Source organism: Sneathiella litorea (assembly GCF_009882915.1).
In the GTDB taxonomy this organism is placed as follows: domain Bacteria; phylum Pseudomonadota; class Alphaproteobacteria; order Sneathiellales; family Sneathiellaceae; genus Sneathiella; species Sneathiella litorea.
Genome location: NZ_WTUW01000002.1, coordinates 1,183,727 through 1,198,535 on the forward strand (window position 1 = coordinate 1,183,727; position 14,809 = coordinate 1,198,535).

Here is a 14,809-nt window from a genome sequence, read left to right on the forward strand (position 1 = left end):
AATTGCTGTAACTTGGCGAAACAGCCTTCAAGAAAGCGTAGATTCATGACCGCAGATTTTGACATTTTTGTAATCGGAGGAGGCATAAACGGATGCGGCGTTGCCCGCGATGCCGCAGGCCGAGGCTACTCCGTTGCCCTTTGCGAAATGAACGATCTTGCAAGCGGCACGTCCTCGGGGTCGACAAAACTCATTCATGGCGGACTACGCTATCTTGAGCATTATGAATTCCGGCTGGTCCGAAAGGCTCTTCAGGAGAGAGAGGTGCTTTGGGCCAATGCGCCGCATATCATCTGGCCATTACGGTTTGTGCTTCCCCATCACAAGGGGCTGAGACCTAAATGGTTACTCAGGCTTGGGCTCTTTCTTTATGATCATCTTGGCGGCCGCAAAAAGCTACCTGCGACGAAATCTCTCAACCTCCAAAAAAACCCACCAGGAAATCCCTTAAAAAAAGAATTTTCAACTGGCTTTGAATATTCGGACTGCTGGGTTAACGATTCACGCCTGGTTGTCCTGAATGCAATGGACGCTGCGGCTCGCGGTGCGCTCATTGAAACCCGCACAAAATGTATCGCCGCCGCATATAAGGATGGGCTCTGGCATGTAACGACACAGGATACGGCGAACAGCCAAACGACAACCAGAACAGCGCGAATGATCATTAATGCAGCGGGCCCCTGGGTCGATAACATCATTCAGGCTGCGTCCCACTCCCCCACCTCGCCTAACGTCCGCCTCGTTCAGGGAAGTCATATCATTATTCCGAAACTCTATGAGCATGACAGATGCTACATATTCCAGAACGCAGACGACCGTATCATCTTTGCCATTCCCTATGAGAACGACTACACCCTGATTGGAACAACAGATCAGGATTATGACGGTGACCCAGAGAATGTAGCGATCAGTGATACGGAGATTTCCTACCTCTGTAACGCAGCGAGTGAGTATTTCGAGAAACCGGTTCGGGAACAAGACGTTGTCTGGACCTATTCCGCCGTGCGACCCTTATTCGATGACGGCGCAACGAAGGCACAGGAGGCGACACGCGATTATGTACTACGATGGCAAACTAATGAGGATAACGCCCCTCTTCTGAATATCTTCGGCGGCAAGATAACCACCTATCGCCGCCTCGCGGAAGCGGTTATGGAAATGGCCGAACAAAAACTCGGGAAAATGAACCAGGAATGGACAATTAATGCACCGCTTCCGGGCGGTGATTTCCCAATGGAAGAGTTTACGGAGCTCCTGGCAAAAGTTTGCGAGAGGTATCCATTTATAGAGACGCATCAATCAGAGCGTCTGCTCCGCGCTTATGGAACACGCCTGTTCGATCTATTGGGAGATGCTTCTCAAAAAACCGACCTTGGCGAGGATTTCGGCTGTGGCCTGTTCGAGAGAGAAGTCAGATATCTGATGGATAGAGAATGGGCAAGGACTGCCGACGATATTCTTTGGCGCAGAAGTAAATTAGGCATAGGAATGCGTAAAGAACAGATTGCAACTCTCAGTGACTGGATGACGTCGAATAGTACAAGTTAATCAGCGCGGGTTAATTTGACCCCTATTAAAACGATAACGGCACCAAGCACCTGAACAAAGGTGATAACTTCGTCAAGCAAAATGACTGAGCTAAGGATTGCAATAACAGGAATAAGGAAACTATAGACCATCCCTTTTGTTACCCCAAGACGAGCAATCCCTGCGCAATACCAGACAAAGGCAAGTGCCGCACCAAAGATTGCGGTAATGGCCCAGCTCATCCAGCCTAGCACCGATATATTTTCCCAGTTTTGCTCAAAAAGACTTGGTATCCCGAACAGCATCAATACAACGGAGCCAAATAGGTTTGCCCAGGCTGTGACCAAAAGAGGGCCGCGTCGGGCGACCAGGGGGCCCGCTACAAAAGTATAGATAGCCCACATCATTGCTGCCGCAACGATCAGCATATCCCCTATGATCGAGCCTGCACTGAACGTGATCTCTGTCAGGCTATTATTAATAACGACAGCCACCCCAAAAAAGGAAAGCAAGATACCAAAACAGGCCATTTTGCCGGGGCGATTTCCCATTAAAGCAGAAATCAAGGCGCCAAATATTGGAGAGGTCGTTATTAAAACGGACGCTTTTGAGGCGGAAGTGAGACTGAGACCGAACGCCCACCCGCCCTGAAACAGGGCAACGCTTAACAAACCAATAAGCAAAAGCATAGCAGCTTCTTTAAGCGAAATTGCAATAGCTATATTTCGGAGTAGCAGAAATCCAAAAAGAAGCATGCTCGCCGTCAAATAACGCGTTGCAGAAAATACGACTGGATCCATAAAATCGAGTACATACTTTGCAATCGGAAAATTAATGCCCCATGCAAGAACGGCTCCGACAAGGAAAATATCCCCGCTCCTTATTCTTCCATTCTCTGGAGGCGTAGAACCATGCGCCATGGCGGTTTCCCCGTCCTATCTCTTTTTTTTGTATTATTGTTATATTGACGGGCCACCGTGTTAATAGATAGTCTGAATTATCAATTGCGCACCGCAGTGGCTTCACTCGGACAGCCCGCGCTAAATTTGCACACTCGCCTTAAAGTGAATTAGGTTTCCATAAGGATTAAGACGCAATTGTGACCACCTAAGTTAGTAAGTAAACAGAAAATTTATCATTTTTGGTTTACTATAGTATTGAAAACTCAGCTGATTTCGAAATTTCATAAAGAAGGCCATGTGGTTGTGAAAATATCAGATAACAAGGTAAAGATGCCCTTTGTGGAGAGCAAGCGGCCGGATATGAATTACATCGCAGAGCTACTTGAGCAATGCATTGAGACCAATATGTGGGCAAACCGCGGCCCGCTTTATTATTTGCTTACTGAAAAATATGAAAAGCACTTTAACTTGTCTGTAGGACTCGCCATTACACCTTGCGCAAACGGCGGCATTGGGTTGGAGGCGATTGCAAAATTCCTTGAAATCAAGTTTGGCAGACCTATTCGATGGGCGGCCAGTTCCTTCAGTTTTAATAACCTTGGGCGCGGCTACTTTAGCGATATGCAATTCGTCGATTGTACCCGGGAAGGCATATTAAATCTGGAAGCGCTGGAACAGCTCGGCTTAAACAATTTTGATGGCTTCATCGTTACCAACCCTTTTGGAGCCTGGAAAGATTTTGGCCCATTCATAGAATTTGCGAAGAAGCATGAGAAATTCATGGTGATTGACAATGCAGCCGGCCTCAACGATAGAGTTTCCGACTGGCCATATCAAAGTTTCAGCCTGCACCACACAAAACCATACGGCGCCGGAGAGGGCGGGTTAATTCTGTCACCGAAAGACGAGACAGATGCAATTTACAATCTCCTGAATTACGGTCCGATAAAAGCCTCTGAAAGAAAGCAATGGATAAACAACGGCAAGGTATCCGACATTGCCTGCGCCTTTCAAATCGATCGTTTAAACCGGGTAAACGAGTGGAAACCTCTCTATCTCGAGCAGATTGAAAGAGTCACAAAAATAGCGGCAAAAGCGGGATTGCAACCGCTATACTCATTTGACGATATAACACCAGCGACCAGCCTTCCTTTTTGTGCGGCCTACCCTGTTAGGCAGGAAGATGTCGACGCGGCACAGCATCTTATGCTTGCAAAGTATTATTTACCGCTCGCGAACACGCCAAATTGTGTAGATATTTATCACCGCCTTGTTAACATCCCCTGCCATCCGGATGTGTCCTATTTGACAGAAGAAATATTGCTTGAAGATTTTTCCCGGCTAACACAAAAACATAATGCATGAAGAGAACAGTGAGGTATGCAGGCTCACAGACGGCAATGCCGGCCCATGCAAACTAACGTCCGAAAAACGAGAAAATCTCTATAATAACATTCACTTGTTCTTCCTCAGACCAGTCGGCATAGTGGACTGGAACGATCGATTCCGTCTTCTCAGTCATCGCACCTTCAAGTGCCATCTCATCAAGATTATGAGTTTCTGAACGAATGTCCACAAATACAAAAAAGCCCAACATCCGGACTTAATGCCACAGCGCATAAAGCCATATAAATGTTGCAGTTGCATCTCACGGAACCTATCCTTCCATTAACAATACCTTCTGAAAGAAGAAATAAATATAATGGGAGAAAATCAGCATGTATCCAGGGAAATTTGCTACTGAAAACCCCGATCGACCCGCATATATCATGGCCTCATCCGGAGAAACTGTTACCTACAGGGAGTATGAGGCAAGAACTAACAAGTTGGCCCATTTTCTACAACAAAATGGCCTCACCCAAGGCGATCACTATGCGATTTTCATGGAAAATAACGCCTGGTATTTTGAAAGCTGCGGATCAGGTGAACGTTCCGGTCTTTATTACACTTGCATCAATTCCTATCTGACGGCTGAAGAACTTGCCTATATTATCAACAACAGCGAAGCTAAAATTCTCATCACGTCAGAAGCAAAAAGGGCGATTGCGCGTGAAGCCTTAAAATCTTGCCCAAATGTGATTATGGGAATTGTTGTCAACGGCGAAACTGACGGTCAGTTTGTAAATCTTCAGGAGGCAACTGCCGAGTACCCATCGGCACCTCTGGAGAACGAACGGCTTGGCCTTTCGATGCTGTATTCATCCGGAACCACAGGGCAACCGAAAGGCATTCTCCGCCCGATGCCTGACAATCACCCTCTTGAGCAAATTCCCCTTTATAATTTCCTCCAGGGTCTTTGGCAGTATCGCGAAAACATGGTGTATTTATCGCCAGCGCCTCTCTATCATTCTGCGCCGCAGGCCGCGTGCAATTTCGCCATCCGGTTTGGCGGCACCGTCATTATCATGGAAAAATTCGACCCGGAACAGTATCTTGAATTAATCAGCAAATATAAAGTCACCCACAGCCAACTGGTCCCCACAATGTTCTCTCGCATGCTTAAGCTTCCGGCGGAGGTTCGAGAGCGTGCTGACCTTTCTTCTTTGGAAATAGCAATCCACGCTGCGGCCCCCTGCCCGACTCAGGTGAAGCAGCAAATGATTGAGTGGTGGGGCCCAATAATTCACGAGTACTATGGAGCAACAGAGGGGCTTGGATTTACGGCCTGTAACAGTGAAGAATGGCTTTCGCATCCGGGTTCGGTTGGAAAAGTGCTCCTCGGGGAGCTTCATATTCTGGATGACGAGATGAATCCCTGCCCTGTAGAGACTCCCGGAACGGTCTGGTTCAAGACTGCGACACAGTTTGAATATTTCAATGATCCGGCACGAACCAAAGATGCCTTATCTCCAGATGGCACGATGAGCACTGTTGGCGACATGGGTTACATTGATAAAGATGGCTTTCTCTATCTTACGGATCGGGCGAGCTTTATGATCGTCTCAGGTGGCGTAAATATTTATCCGCAGGAATGCGAAAATTTACTGATCACCCATCCGAAGGTCGCGGATGCCGCGGTTTTCGGCGTTCCTAATGAAGATTTTGGTGAAGAAGTTAAGGCTGTAATCCAGCCTATGCCTGACGTAGTACCGGACGATGGCCTTTCACGTGAACTGGATCTCTTCTGTCGTGAACATCTCTCACCCCAAAAATGCCCGCGGACCTTTGATTTTGAAGATCAGCTTCCGCGGCTTCCCACTGGAAAGCTCTACAAGCGATTGCTGAGAGATCGCTATTGGGGGGACAAGAAGAGCCGAATTGTTTAGATCGATAGTTTCTAATATATAAGCTACCGAGAAATTTGGACGTTCAGAGCTTGCCGATAAGGTAATCTCCACTATTATGGCCTGTTATGAGCAATGATCCACATGTAAGAGCAGCCAAGTTTGCTATCGGACAAATCGTGAAACACCGCGTTTATCCATTTCGCGGCGTCATTTATGATGTCGACCCGACATTTAACAATAGTGAAGAATGGTGGCAGTCGATTCCCGAAGAGGTTCGGCCAAAGAAAGACCAGCCTTTCTATCATTTGTTTGCTGAAAATGCCGAGACAACTTATGAGGCCTATGTATCGGAGCAAAATCTCCTGATTGATGACAGCGGGAAACCTGTATCACATCCTGCAGTGAAAGATTTCTTCTCTGAGCTTCGTGACGGACGCTATCTTTTCAGCAACCGTTTGCAATCCTAGTACTCGGAATAGATCCTTACATCCAAACATAGAAAATCTGGTTGTCGCACGCGAAAAGAGCTAGCATAATTTCTCCAACTAAAAATAATCAATGGGGAGGAAAAATATGCATTGCCAACAAATCATAGAGTTTGGCGCGCCGCTGCAAGCACGGGACTATCCAACGCCCGAGCCCAAAGGAACCGAAGTTCTGCTGAAGGTCTCGGCCTGTGGTGTTTGCCATAGTGATCTTCACATATGGGAGGGTTTCTTCGATCTGGGCGAGGGTCAGAAGATGGACCTTTTACAACGCATGAAACTCCCTTTCACGCTCGGTCATGAGGTCGTCGGAGTGGTCGCCGCGCTTGGCCCTGAAGCTGAAGGCGTCAACATTGGTGATAAACGGATTGTCTTCCCCTGGATAGGATGTGGTAAATGCAATGTCTGCCTGGCTGGGGATGAACTTCTTTGTATGGCGCCGCAAACTGTCGGCACACGTTATAACGGTGGCTATGCAGACGAAGTTATCGCTCCCCATCCGAAATACCTGATCCCCTATGACGGTATCCCGACCGAGCTGGCCTGTACTTATGCCTGTTCGGGCCTGACAGCCTATAGCGCACTCAAAAAGCTTTCTCATCTGCGCGAAGATGATCATCTCGTCATTATTGGGGCCGGGGGTGTTGGCTTGTCGGCGGTTCATTTTGCGTCAAGCGTGGTCAAGGCGAAAATTATTGTTGCTGACATTGACGACACAAAGCGCTCTATCGCCCGTCAGTCAGGAGCCCATGAAACCATCGATAACAGCGACCCTGAAGCAGCCCTCACGAAGCTCCAGGAAATTACAAATGGGGGCGCAGCCGGTGCCATTGATTTTGTCGGCGCCCCGGCGACCGCCCAGTTTGGTTTCAATAGTTTAAGAAAAGGCGGCCATATGGTGACCGTAGGTCTGTTCGGAGATTCCATGCCTCTCTCCATTGCCATGCTGCCACTAATGATGCGTACGATTCAGGGCTCCTACGTCGGCTCACTGGAAGAAATGCACGAGATGATGACGCTGGTCAAAGCCGGAAAAATCGCACCTATCCCCTATGAAGTCCGCCCGCTCGACGAGGCCAACAGCGCGCTGACAGATCTACATGCGGGAAAGATTAAGGGCCGGGTCGTACTCAGCCCCAATAAGTAAGTACCGAAATCATGCCACAAAAAAAGGGCAGAGGATATTCCATCCCCTGCCCTTCTTCATAAAATCAACTATCTGATTAGTTTACAGAGACAACCTTGCCCAGCGGATTAAACTTCTCGCCGTTGAATTCAACTGGCATCATTGCTTCAATCGGGAAGAAGTCATTCGGACCCGTTTGAATTTTAATACCCGGCAACATCATGTCTAGTTCCAGATCCAGGTTAGCAGCTTCCTTCATAACATTCTCACGTGTCAGATTGTCACCAGCCTGCTTCAACACCTGTTCCATCGTCTGTCCAACCAGATACCCATATGCAGTAAAGGCACTGGTTTTGTCTCCATCCGGATAGTAAGTGTCCATAAATGCTGACCATTTTTTATATGGCTCTGTATCGAAGTTAGCCGGATCAGTGATGTCCATATAATACATCAGAGAAATGATACCTTTCGAATTTTCCAGACCGGCAGGCTTGTAAACGGCGCCTACGGAGTTAGAAACCGAATTATTCAGGAAAACAGCATCCCAGTTCAATTCGCGGAACTTCTTAACCGCTTGGGCTGCGAACTTTGGTGTGGAGACATTGAAAAAGACATTTGCACCACTGTCTTTCAGCTTGATCATCTGAGAGTTGATCGTCGGGTCTGTTACCTCAAAGCTTTCCTCGGCGACAATTATGGAATCGGCCTTGTCACCCAAATACTCTTTCAGCCCGTGAACATAGTCTTTACCATAGTCGTCGTTCTGAAACAGAATGGCGACTTTTGGGTCCTGCACATTCTCCATGATATAGGCCCCGAACAGTTTACCTTCCGTCTGGTAGCTCGGCTGCCAGCCCATTGTCCAAGGGAAGTTCTCAGGATCGCCCCATTTTGTTGCGCCCGTTGCAACGAACAGCTGCGGAACCTTTTTCTTGTTCATGTAGTTATGAATAGCTGAGTTCGTTGGCGTTCCCAGGCTTTCCAAGATGAGCAATACTTCATCCTGCTCAACAAGTTTGCGAACCTGTTCTTTCGTTTTAGGCGGGCTATAGCCATCGTCCAGCGAAATAAACTCTATCTTGCGACCGTTTACACCACCATTTTCCTTATTGATCTTGTCGAAATAGGCGGCAGTAGCTTTACCAATCTGACCATAGGCAGCGGCAGGGCCACTGTAAGGCATCGTGTTTCCGAGCTTAATAGAATCATCGGTCACACCAGGCCCATACATTTTGTCGGCAAGCGCCGAACTCGCAGCCATTCCCATTGCGGCAACGGCAGCGAAGGTAATCGCTAATTTTCTCCCGGTATTCATTAGTACCTCCTGTTATTTTTCACCATATCTTATTGATAAAGATATTCTTCTCGCTCACGACTAAGAGTTCACATTATCTTTTTTATTCGAGCCCTTAGAAGATTTACCAACCCCGCAAAACCTGAGGGCATAACATAAATAACTAATATTAGAATAACGCCGAAAATGGCATAAGAAAGTCCCGTAGAAATTTCTTCTGCAAAATTTGGTATTAACAAAATAAACATGCCACCAAAAACCGCTCCCCAAATCGATGTGGTTCCACCGACAACCATTCCAATGAATAGTAGAATAGATAATTGGAAAGTAAAGCTATCTGGTGCGACAAACTCAATGATAATTGCTGCCATAGCGCCGGCGATACCGGTGTAAAATGCGCTTACGCCGAATGTAAGCGATTTATAGAGAGAGGCATTCACGCCCATGGACCTTGCGGCAATAGGATTATCGCGGATCGCCATCATGGCGCGCCCTGTTCGGCTGTTAATCAGATTCCAGGCAACCCAGAACATTAAAAGCATCACGACAAATACGATCAGATACCACCACTGGTCCATGGTCAGACCAAAATTATCGACCAGAAAAGCCGGCACATCGGGACGGAAAACATCCAACCCCTGAACCCCGCCCGTCAAACCTTCAAGATGGGACGACTTCAGGATCTGGGGAACCGCCACCCCCAGCGCAAAAGTCGCCAGCGCCAGGTAAAGCCCTTCCAATCGCAATGCCGGCAACCCAAAAAGAAATCCGGCGAAGAAGCAAACTACGCCGCCTATTGGTATGGTCACATATACCGGCCAGTCCAGATGATACACAAGAATGGCCGCCGTATAGGCGCCAATAGCATAGAAAGCGCTATGCCCTAGGGAAAATTGGCCGTTAAATCCCGTTAAGAGATTTAGACCCAGAATAGCGATAGCATAGATCATGATCAATGTGCCCTGAAAGGTTGCGTAACCTCCCAGGACAAAGGGAATTATTGCGCCGATCACAATTACCGGGATCACCAATTTGACGGGAATTTTTTCGCCAACTGTCAGCCTGGAATCCAAACGCGTTTCAACATCGGTTGCCATATTATTATACCCTGGTCACAATTGTCTTTCCGAACAGCCCGTTCGGCTTGAATAATAAAACAGTCACGATAAGTACAAGCGCGACCGTCAGTTTCAGCTCACTTCCAATTGCCGGGATATAAGTACCGACCAAATTCTCAATAATACCAACCAGAAACCCTCCCGCCACGGCACCGCCAGGACTTGTAATCCCTCCGACAATTGCCGCTGCAAAACCATAAAGAAGAATACCCAGCATCATATTTGGATCGAGGAAGACAATCGGAGCAATCATCATGCCGGCAACAGCACCGATAGCCGCAGCTAAACCCCAGCCAAGCGCGAGCATCCAACCGACCCGAATGCCAACCAGCTCCGCAGAATCCGGATTGGCTGCCGCCGCCTGCATTGCCATGCCAACTCGCGTAAAGCGAAAGAAACAGAATATACCCAACAGTAAAATCAGGGTTACAAAGAACATCCCGACCTCATGCAAGCCAATCAGTCCACCGAATGACCCGCTGGGAAAAGGAGAGGGAAATGTTTTGATATTATGGTCCCAGATAGCACCTGCGGAACTGTTAAATATTGCAATAAGGCCAATAAATACAACCACATGACTGAGAACAGGTGCATTATGCAGAGGCTTGAATATTATTCGCTCAATCGCCAGGCCGCCCACAAAGGACACGACGATCGTCGCAAAAAAAGCAAGCCAATAAGGCACACCACCGGCGATCATCGCCCAACAGATATAGGTACTGAACATGGCCATTTCGCCCTGCGCGAAATTAAAATGATCAATAGCCTGATAAATCATGACAACCGCGAGTGCCAGGCAAGCATAAATAGCGCCATTCGCAATCCCGGTCAGAATTTGCTGTAAAAAGAGATCCATGGGAGCTTCCTAATACCCTAAGTAGGACCGGCGAACGGTCTCATTTTCAAGAATTGATTCCGACGTCCCGGAGATAACGATATTCCCCGTTTCCAATAAATAGGCGTGATCCGCGAGATCAAGCGCGAGTGACGCATTCTGCTCAACTAGCAACATGCTCACCCCTTCTTGGACGTTAATTTTCTTCAGAATCTCAAAGAGCTCCTGCACAATCAACGGCGCCAACCCGAAAGAAGGCTCGTCCAACAACAAAAGTTTTGGTTGGAGCATCAACGCCCGACCAACAGCCAGCATTTGCGCTTCACCGCCACTTAATGTGCCAGCCTGTTGGTTTCGCCGCTGTTTGAGGATAGGGAAATAGTTGTAAACCCGCTCCATATCCTCCGCAATGCCTGCCTTATCACTCCGGCTATACGAGCCCAGCCGCAAATTATCCTCTGCCGACATTCTCACGAATGTGCCGCGCCCTTCAGGCACATGGGCGATACCTTTACGCGTAATGTCTGACGTTTGTAGATTAGTTAGTTCGGCACCATCTAGCGCAATACTCCCTTTGCGCGTCACCATCCCACTGATCGCACGCAAAGTTGTCGTTTTACCAGCGCCATTTGCGCCAAGTATTGTCGTAACGCCGCCCTTATCCAGGCTAAAATCCAGTCCATGCAGAACTTTCGTCGGGCCATATGACGCCTCAAGCCCTTTTACCTCAAGCAGATGACTCATTTCTTGCCCGTCCCCAGATACGCTTCAATAACATCAGGATGTTGCTGGATTTCCGCTGGCGCCCCCTCCGCGAGCTTGCGACCGAAGTTAAGTGCAACAACTTTCTCAGAAACTTCCATAACCACGCCCATATGGTGCTCCACCAAAAGAACCGTCGTACCAAATTCGTCCCGAATACGGCGGATTGTATCTACAAGGAGTGATAATTCATTGTGATTAAGGCCGCCCGCAGGCTCGTCCATAAGAAGGAGCTTCGGGTGACTTAATAAGGCACGAGCAATTTCCAGGCGTTTCTGGATACCAAAAGACAATCCTCCGATACGCTGAAGGGCCGTGTCCTCTAGTTTCATGAAACGCAGCATTTCAAGGGCCCGGTGACGCAATTCCCTTTCTTCTCGTTTTGTCCAGGGTAAGCGCAGGGCATTACTGAAATAATCCGATTTCCCGGTCGAATGACCGCCTATCATAATGTTATCAAGAACACTCAGGTTGGAAAACAGGGCAAGGTTTTGAAATGTCCGCCCAATGCCAATTTCGCTCATCCGGTGTACAGGGCTTTTAAGGATGGATTGACCGCGAAATAGAATATCGCCCCAATTCACGTCGTAAAGTCGGCTGATACAGTTAAAAAGTGTTGTCTTTCCGGCACCATTGGGCCCGATCAAGCCGACAATCTGTCCCGCAGGAATATTAAACGAAACACCGTCCAAAGCGACGATCCCGCCGAAATGAACACTGACATCCTGAACACTTAGCAAAGTATCCGTCGCTAAAACGTCCGCAGACGCTGCATTATCTGTATTTTTGTTCACTCATAGCTAATGGTTGCACAAGCTCCCGGATGCATTTTCAATTTCATTATGAACACGCTTCCAGACGCCTAAGCGTCCACCTCCCAGTTAAAACGTTATTCTTCTTTTTTGTGAATTAACTGTGACTCATAGAAAGCATTTTGGCCAGTAAAAAAAATTTGTTTAGTCGCGCAGAACCAGAAAGGACGAGAGTAAACATTTTTCCTTCTAATTCAGGTTGTGCATCCCAACAAACAAAAGGCAGTATTTTCAAGACATTTATCCTGCCAATACTGCCCTTGTTGAGTTTATAGGTTTAGCTTGCCCGGATTTGCGCGAGGAAACCTTCTACTTGTTGATCCAACTCTGAGACTTCCTTCGCAATCCCATTGGATATTTCCTGTACTTCCAATGCTGCCTTACCCGTTAATTCTGCGGCATTTCTGACAGAAAGGATATTTTGGGATACTTCTTGCGAACCCTCGGCAGCCTGCTGGACGCTGCGGCTGATTTCACCGGTCGCCGCGCCCTGTTCCTCTACAGCAGCGGAGATCGATGTTGCGATCTCGTTTATCTTGCCGATTGTCGTCGTGATGCCACCGATGGCCCCGACCGCGTTACCAGTTTCTTCCTGGACAGCTTTGATCTGCTCGGAAATTTCCTCCGTTGCTTTTGCGGTCTGGGCAGCCAGGTTCTTCACTTCGCTGGCAACAACTGCAAATCCCTTACCGGCATCACCAGCACGAGCAGCCTCAATCGTCGCATTCAGGGCGAGAAGGTTTGTCTGCCCCGCAATATCGTTGATCAGGCCGACGACGTCACCAATTTTTGATGCCGCCTCATTCAGAGAGGTAACCATAATATTTGTTCTCTCTGCCTCAGAGACAGCCTCTCCTGCAATATTTGCAGCCTTGTTAACCTGGCGGCTGATTTCATTGATGGAGGACGTGAGTTCCTCCGTTGCTGCAGCAACAGAATTAACGCTGGAAGCGGCAAGATCTGATGCCGAAGCGACAGTTGCAGAACGTTGTGTCGTATCTTCTGCAGAGCTCGTCATCGACTGCGACATTTCTGTCATTTCCACAGCCGCGGCGGCAAAGTTTTCAACAAGGTGCTTTACGCTCCCCTCAAAAGTATCGGCCAACTGATTACGCTCTCTGGTTTTCGTTTCTGTGGCCTCACGTTCAGCATTGCGCTGTTCTTCCTCACGTTTCGCTTTTTCTTCATCACGCTTCTGACGTTGCATTTCAGCTTCCGCACGGGCAGCTTCCGCCTCTCTTGCTGTATCACGGAAGCCCACAAGTGCATGTCCCATTCGCGCTATTTCGTCGCGTCCTTCGCGATAAATACTTGAAGACAAATCCCCTTCCGAAAGCCGCTGAGCAGAATCGACAAGGAGCATTAAACGGCGAATGATATTGCGACGTACATAGAGCCAGCCGATACCGATCGTAATGATAAGGGCGACCACGGCGCAAAGTAGCAATGTCATTCGTGTCGTATTCGCGAGGGTGCTATTTTCCGTTGCGGCGGTGCCCAGTGAGGCTTCAATTTCAGAGGTAAAGGTATTTACATTCTTAACGAGGATACCAGCCAGAAACCGACTTTCACTTACAATATTTTGCGCTGCATCCGCGGCTTCCAATTCCTTGATACGTGTCTTGAAAATATTGATTGAATTTTCGGTACTGTCCTCAACGCCCATGGCTAGGAAATCATTGAACAGCTTTGAAAGTTCCTGCGCCTTGGCCTTGGATGTACGGTTTTCAATTTCACTCAGTGGTGTGCCTATTGAGGCAATTGAGGATAGGAAGACGGCTTCAAGATCCTTTACTGCCCATATGTCATCCGCCTGCAACCCTTCAGTCAACAGACTCAACATTTGATATCCGTTGCTCTTGAATGTAAAAATGTTGTCCTGAAACCCAAGTATATCAAGTATTTCCTTAGAATACTCAGATGTATCATAATCCGGCTTCACCCCCGTCAACGCCTGATCAACAGAATGAGAAAGCATTTTACTCCAATTGTCAGAATTCTCGATGACCTGGACCCTGAGCGGCAAAAGGAAAGCACTTAATCCGGTGTCTAATGTATCCCGAGCACCGGAAAGCCGCGGAGCAGTCGTGCTTAATTGATTCGAGTATTCTATACGCTTTTGAACCTGCTCATTCAGGCGCACCAAGCTATCCTGCATCTTGTTCAATCCGTCATCAACTTTTTGTAGAGACAGATTTCCGTCCATATACTTACGTAAAGAGTTCAGCCTCGCTGAAGCCTTCTCACCGGCATTTGTTATGGCTTTAAAGCTTTGGTTTCGCTCCGCTTCTGTTTTCGCCGTACTGAGTTGGGGCGCCGCTGCGGCAAGTGCTGTTGTTTCATTGGCAAGTTTCAAGGCAAGAGAAATAGCCGGAACCTTCTGGCTATTCAGTTCTTGCTGGGCCGAAGTGATTGTCCCCAGACTAATCCAGCTGATTACCGATATAGCAATCGTTAGAATTGCAACGATAGAAAAGGCGGCAACAAGCCGGGGGCCAATTCCGAATTTGGAATATTTAACCTCTTCTGCCGTATCTTCCTGGTTGCCTTTACTCGTAAAAAACTGGTTTATTTTTTTTACCATTTTATGAACTAGCCAGTTCGGCCCCTCTTCATTTGCAATTACTTAAGCATAATTACCGCAGAATTATTAACATCGGGTTAGGGGTCAAAATGCAGAAGTGAATTGCTCTCGCACTACAATATTCGCTACAATTAACC

At 47.8% G+C, this 14,809-nt stretch carries 13 protein-coding genes; 5 read left to right on the forward strand and 8 right to left on the reverse strand.

What is annotated here, in order from left to right; all coding sequences use genetic code 11:
- The first annotated feature begins 45 nt into the window (after positions 1-45).
- Positions 46-1,548 (forward strand): glycerol-3-phosphate dehydrogenase, encoded by a 1,503-nt coding sequence (gene glpD / locus GQE98_RS12090; RefSeq protein WP_161315881.1) that lies wholly within the window; start codon positions 46-48, stop codon positions 1,546-1,548.
- Here glpD and GQE98_RS12095 read toward each other — a convergent pair.
- A complete protein-coding gene (locus tag GQE98_RS12095) occupies positions 1,545-2,447 on the reverse strand; it encodes a DMT family transporter (RefSeq protein WP_161315882.1) in 903 nt (300 codons plus the stop codon). The genes glpD and GQE98_RS12095 overlap by 4 nt on opposite strands.
- Positions 2,448-2,732: 285 nt before the next feature.
- Here GQE98_RS12095 and GQE98_RS12100 point away from each other — a divergent pair, with 285 nt between their 5' ends.
- Positions 2,733-3,794 carry a DegT/DnrJ/EryC1/StrS family aminotransferase gene (locus tag GQE98_RS12100; RefSeq protein ID WP_161315883.1) on the forward strand — a complete coding sequence of 354 codons (1,062 nt, stop codon included), beginning with the start codon at positions 2,733-2,735 and terminating at the stop codon, positions 3,792-3,794.
- A 52-nt stretch (positions 3,795-3,846) separates the two neighbouring features.
- On the opposite strand, the gene GQE98_RS18565 is transcribed toward GQE98_RS12100, so the two are convergent.
- On the reverse strand, positions 3,847-4,026 hold the full coding sequence (locus GQE98_RS18565) for a DegT/DnrJ/EryC1/StrS family aminotransferase (protein WP_161315884.1): 180 nt from the start codon (positions 4,024-4,026) through the stop codon (positions 3,847-3,849).
- Between the two features lie 121 nt (positions 4,027-4,147).
- Between GQE98_RS18565 and GQE98_RS12110 the strand changes: the two genes are divergently transcribed.
- The 3 genes from GQE98_RS12110 to GQE98_RS12120 all read left to right on the forward strand — a co-directional run bounded on the left by GQE98_RS12110 (position 4,148) and on the right by GQE98_RS12120 (position 7,288).
- Positions 4,148-5,695 carry an AMP-binding protein gene (locus GQE98_RS12110; protein ID WP_161315885.1) on the forward strand — a complete coding sequence of 516 codons (1,548 nt, stop codon included), beginning with the start codon at positions 4,148-4,150 and terminating at the stop codon, positions 5,693-5,695.
- Positions 5,696-5,781: 86 nt separating this feature from the next.
- Entirely contained in the window at positions 5,782-6,123 is a 342-nt protein-coding gene (gene hspQ, locus GQE98_RS12115; protein ID WP_161315886.1) for a heat shock protein HspQ, read from the forward strand.
- Between the two features lie 106 nt (positions 6,124-6,229).
- Entirely contained in the window at positions 6,230-7,288 is a 1,059-nt protein-coding gene (locus tag GQE98_RS12120) for an alcohol dehydrogenase (protein WP_161315887.1), read from the forward strand.
- Between the two features lie 76 nt (positions 7,289-7,364).
- On the opposite strand, the gene GQE98_RS12125 is transcribed toward GQE98_RS12120, so the two are convergent.
- The 6 genes from GQE98_RS12125 to GQE98_RS12150 all read right to left on the reverse strand — a co-directional run bounded on the left by GQE98_RS12125 (position 7,365) and on the right by GQE98_RS12150 (position 14,672).
- Positions 7,365-8,582, reverse strand: a complete 1,218-nt coding sequence (locus GQE98_RS12125; RefSeq protein ID WP_161315888.1) for an ABC transporter substrate-binding protein — start codon at positions 8,580-8,582, stop codon at positions 7,365-7,367.
- Between the two features lie 68 nt (positions 8,583-8,650).
- On the reverse strand, positions 8,651-9,658 hold the full coding sequence (locus GQE98_RS12130) for a branched-chain amino acid ABC transporter permease (protein ID WP_161315889.1): 1,008 nt from the start codon (positions 9,656-9,658) through the stop codon (positions 8,651-8,653).
- A gap of 4 nt (positions 9,659-9,662) precedes the next feature.
- Positions 9,663-10,535, reverse strand: coding sequence for a branched-chain amino acid ABC transporter permease (locus GQE98_RS12135; protein ID WP_161315890.1), 873 nt, complete (start codon positions 10,533-10,535; stop codon positions 9,663-9,665).
- Between the two features lie 9 nt (positions 10,536-10,544).
- Entirely contained in the window at positions 10,545-11,258 is a 714-nt protein-coding gene (locus tag GQE98_RS12140; RefSeq protein ID WP_161315891.1) for an ABC transporter ATP-binding protein, read from the reverse strand.
- On the reverse strand, positions 11,255-12,070 hold the full coding sequence (locus GQE98_RS12145; RefSeq protein ID WP_202526256.1) for an ATP-binding cassette domain-containing protein: 816 nt from the start codon (positions 12,068-12,070) through the stop codon (positions 11,255-11,257). Before GQE98_RS12145 ends, GQE98_RS12140 begins: the two co-directional genes overlap by 4 nt.
- A 295-nt stretch (positions 12,071-12,365) precedes the next feature.
- Positions 12,366-14,672: a methyl-accepting chemotaxis protein gene (locus tag GQE98_RS12150; protein ID WP_161315892.1), complete on the reverse strand. Its 2,307-nt coding sequence runs from the start codon at positions 14,670-14,672 to the stop codon at positions 12,366-12,368.
- Positions 14,673-14,809: the final 137 nt, after the last annotated feature.

Excerpts from the sequence above, each read along its gene's own strand:
- glpD (WP_161315881.1), top strand. The coding sequence starts at position 46 with ATGACCGCAGATTTTGACATTTTTGTAATCGGAGGAGGCATAAACGGA.
- GQE98_RS12095 (WP_161315882.1), bottom strand. The coding sequence starts at position 2,447 with ATGGCGCATGGTTCTACGCCTCCAGAGAATGGAAGAATAAGGAGCGGG.
- GQE98_RS18565 (WP_161315884.1), bottom strand. The coding sequence starts at position 4,026 with ATGTTGGGCTTTTTTGTATTTGTGGACATTCGTTCAGAAACTCATAAT.
- GQE98_RS12110 (WP_161315885.1), top strand. The coding sequence starts at position 4,148 with ATGTATCCAGGGAAATTTGCTACTGAAAACCCCGATCGACCCGCATAT.
- hspQ (WP_161315886.1), top strand. The coding sequence starts at position 5,782 with ATGAGCAATGATCCACATGTAAGAGCAGCCAAGTTTGCTATCGGACAA.
- GQE98_RS12120 (WP_161315887.1), top strand. The coding sequence starts at position 6,230 with ATGCATTGCCAACAAATCATAGAGTTTGGCGCGCCGCTGCAAGCACGG.
- GQE98_RS12125 (WP_161315888.1), bottom strand. The coding sequence starts at position 8,582 with ATGAATACCGGGAGAAAATTAGCGATTACCTTCGCTGCCGTTGCCGCA.
- GQE98_RS12130 (WP_161315889.1), bottom strand. The coding sequence starts at position 9,658 with ATGGCAACCGATGTTGAAACGCGTTTGGATTCCAGGCTGACAGTTGGC.
- GQE98_RS12135 (WP_161315890.1), bottom strand. The coding sequence starts at position 10,535 with ATGGATCTCTTTTTACAGCAAATTCTGACCGGGATTGCGAATGGCGCT.
- GQE98_RS12140 (WP_161315891.1), bottom strand. The coding sequence starts at position 11,258 with ATGAGTCATCTGCTTGAGGTAAAAGGGCTTGAGGCGTCATATGGCCCG.
- GQE98_RS12150 (WP_161315892.1), bottom strand. The coding sequence starts at position 14,672 with ATGGTAAAAAAAATAAACCAGTTTTTTACGAGTAAAGGCAACCAGGAA.